Source organism: Catonella sp., from assembly GCF_052169795.1.
GTDB lineage: Bacteria > Bacillota > Clostridia > Lachnospirales > Lachnospiraceae > Catonella.
Genome location: NZ_JBQNBU010000157.1, coordinates 1 through 3,040 on the forward strand (window position 1 = coordinate 1; position 3,040 = coordinate 3,040).

Annotated in this window: 4 protein-coding genes and 1 pseudogene; all 5 read right to left on the reverse strand. The window is 32.9% G+C overall.

Features of this window, described 5'->3' with window-relative positions; all coding sequences use genetic code 11:
- Positions 1–318: 318 nt before the first annotated feature.
- The 5 genes and pseudogenes from ACTTKP_RS11905 to ACTTKP_RS11925 all read right to left on the reverse strand — a co-directional run bounded on the left by ACTTKP_RS11905 (position 319) and on the right by ACTTKP_RS11925 (position 3,026).
- Complete coding sequence (locus tag ACTTKP_RS11905; RefSeq protein WP_442554104.1) at positions 319–993, reverse strand: hypothetical protein; 675 nt, start codon at positions 991–993, stop codon at positions 319–321.
- The gene (locus tag ACTTKP_RS11910) at positions 990–1,712 is read right to left on the reverse strand and encodes a DNA primase (protein ID WP_442554105.1); all 723 of its coding nucleotides are present in this window, start codon (positions 1,710–1,712) and stop codon (positions 990–992) included. The genes ACTTKP_RS11905 and ACTTKP_RS11910 overlap by 4 nt, the downstream gene beginning before the upstream one ends.
- Positions 1,713–1,757: 45 nt before the next feature.
- On the reverse strand, positions 1,758–1,916 hold the full coding sequence (locus ACTTKP_RS11915) for a hypothetical protein (protein WP_442554106.1): 159 nt from the start codon (positions 1,914–1,916) through the stop codon (positions 1,758–1,760).
- A gap of 94 nt (positions 1,917–2,010) precedes the next feature.
- Positions 2,011–2,391 (reverse strand): plasmid mobilization protein, encoded by a 381-nt coding sequence (locus ACTTKP_RS11920; RefSeq protein WP_442554107.1) that lies wholly within the window; start codon positions 2,389–2,391, stop codon positions 2,011–2,013.
- A gap of 10 nt (positions 2,392–2,401) precedes the next feature.
- Positions 2,402–3,026, reverse strand: a pseudogene (locus tag ACTTKP_RS11925) (site-specific integrase).
- Between the last annotated feature and the right edge of the window lie 14 nt (positions 3,027–3,040).

A 3,040-nucleotide genomic window follows, 5' to 3' on the forward strand; every position in this document is an offset into this window, starting at 1 on the left:
CTTTCTTCTTTGGGGTCTTAGGGTTCTTCCTAGGGTCTGTCCCAGCCAATTATCTCCAACGAAAATTTATTTGAGTTGCTGAGATAATTAGGCGAGGGTAAAATTGATTAAGCTGAATTTGCAGCTTACAAGTCTACTTTTTGGACTGTGGTCAAAAAGTATATGCTTGCTATCTACCTATAATTCATGATTTTTATAAATTCATCTTTAACTTACACAGAAAAAAGTGAATGTAACTTTTCCGTTTGCACCGTTCATACCGCACGACATTTTCTTATATACAAAACATCAAACGGTACGAACGGTTTGAACGGCATTTTAATAAATCACATCCTCTGAATTATATTTAACTTGATAGTTATTGTTGTTTTTGCCTCGCTTCATTGTAATGCTGATTCCATTTTTTCTGAGAACTTCTTTATTACGATTTAAGGTCTTGCCGAATTGCTGCGGACTTTCTATCTCTAATTTTATCTTTGAGCAAATATCAACTATTGTTCCATCTATTTCTTTTAATTTAGGCATAAGTTGAACTAATCTTTGAATGGACGGTTCCAGCATTTCAATCGGATCTATTTTATCTAAATCCAATATCTTTTTTGACGGATGAATTTTTACTTGATATACCTTTGATTCAAAAAGCCTACTGGTTACATCTAAGCTAAACTCTGTATCAAATTCCGATGATTTATTAATAGCTATTATGGTGTCTACTGAACCGGAGAATGCTTGAGAACCTATCACTTTTTCACTCACACTTTTGATAGATGAATCCTTTTTTGTGTGATACATCATAATAAAAGTGCAACCATATTTTTCTATAAGCTCATAATACTTAGCCATAACCTCATAGGTGTCATTGTAATCATTGGCATTATATTTTCTGTCATATTTTATCTTAGAAAAGGTATCCACTACGAACACCTCATAACCCAATTCAACATCAGATTTTATAATTCTTTCAAACTCAGTATCTATCGTATATGCTTTCAACGAACTGCCTCCCTTGTTTTTCTGTGATAGTTATAATCCCAATAATTCGTTCCGCCGACTTCCTGTGCCCTTTGAATACTCTGATTTAAATATTTAATGTATGCAGTCTCAGTTTTTCTCTTACTCATATCACCCATTCGATTTAGGGCTGATTGTAGGAATATCTCAAGCATTAAATCTGCATTACCGTGTGTAAAGCTATTTAAAATAAGAAGCAATTGAAAATCATCTTTACTTGCATCCCCTGTGGAATATTTGCCTCTAAAAAGCTCTCTGCCTTTACGATTAGTCATGTAGATTGCCTTTAGAATGTCCTCTATATCAGGAACATCGCTATCTAAATTTTTATAATAGGAAATTCGTTCTCTTATCGTTTCTTTAAGAGCATATTTTTCATAATAAAGGTTCAACTTATATTGTTCATTCTGTACTTCTATGCAAGCTCCTATAACATCACCAGTCATAGCAATGCACTTATTTGATTTATACATTTCAAAACGATCAGTTTGATTATTGATGTTCTTATGAATTCTTCCCTTAACAAAGATATGAATTCCGTTTCCGGATACGGATATTTCTTTATAAGTCTCTGCAAAATCACTTATAATTGCTCTCGTTTTATCAAAATTCTTTTCTTTCACGTTGTCCAAATCTATACAAACAAAGGAATCTTCCTCCGTCAAAACAAAAGACAATCCATCGCATCCGCTTCTCTCCAAACCTGCAAATACGGTTTCAAAATCCGACCAATTCTCTTTTTTGTTTCAATCGTTTGAATCACAAGTGATTGGACTGATCGGAATCTTAACAAGTTTTATATTCCCGTTTTTGTCCTTGTTTTGATAAATCTTAAACCATAACCATTGCTTGTGTTCTTTTAACTCCTGCGGAATGTTGTTGACATATTTTTCCTTATTTATCATTTTTTACCTCCATATTTTTGTTGATGATGGAAGTACAACCTGATAAAATCATATTTGAGAGTTGCAATCCTATCAGGTTGCTTCCGGACTCTATCTATTTGCCGTAGGTAGAGTCATTTTTATTTCTATTCACCGTTTCAAACATTTCCAGAATATATGCCAGAAGTTCAAGTTTATTTTCATCCATATCGCAGTCCAAATTTACATTTTCAAAATACTCTTCAAGCATATTCAGTTTTGTTTTAAGTTCATCAAACACTCTTATATTTCCAAACACCTCAACCCTATGATTTAGGCTCATTTGAATTATATAATCCTGTTTGTTTAATCCTGATAATGCTATTTTCTCTTCCAATAAACTTTTTTCTTCCGGAGACATTCTGAAATTCACTATAATATTTCTTTTTCTGTTGTTATCGACTTTCAGTTTTCTACCTTTTGACTGTAGACTTTCTCTTTTAAATATCTTACTCATCTTAATCAATTTAATTCCTTTCTTTCTCTATCGTTTCAATGATTTCCAACTGCTTTGACGGATATAAATGTGCATAATTTAAGGTTATCGAGATACTTTCATGACCTAATCTTTCTGCAATCACCACAGGAGAAAAGCCTTGCTCTATCAAATATGCAACATGAGAGTGTCTTAAATCATGAACTCTAATTCTTTTTACTCCTGATAATTTACAGCCTCTATCCATTTCATGATGTAAGAATCGTTCTTAAATAAGTTTGAGAATATGACTTACCTTCACCATCAGATTTTTTAAGTAATTCATTCTGCCACTGTAAAATATCCGGAGCCGTTATTTCAGCTATAGATTTTTTGGCAAAGTAAGGTATTATTTTCGTTTCTATAATATGCACCTTTGTTAAGTAGGTGTTGTATTTAATTCTCGGTCTTAAATCATTCAAATAGATTTCAACAAATGACTCAAAAAGCATATTCAAATCTCTCGATTTACTTGCCAAAAACTCTCGTTCATACTCCAAAGCCTCTCTCTTTGTAGCGAATCCACGCTTTGTGTGAATCTGTTTCATCCCTTGCCAATCAACATACCTTAAATAGATTTTCCATATACCTCTTTCTTTATCCTTGCTGGCTGACACATCATCACCTCCTA

Bases quoted from the DNA above. Each gene is read 5' to 3' on its own strand.
- ACTTKP_RS11915 (WP_442554106.1), bottom strand. From the start codon at position 1,916: ATGATAAATAAGGAAAAATATGTCAACAACATTCCGCAGGAGTTAAAA.
- ACTTKP_RS11920 (WP_442554107.1), bottom strand. From the start codon at position 2,391: ATGAGTAAGATATTTAAAAGAGAAAGTCTACAGTCAAAAGGTAGAAAA.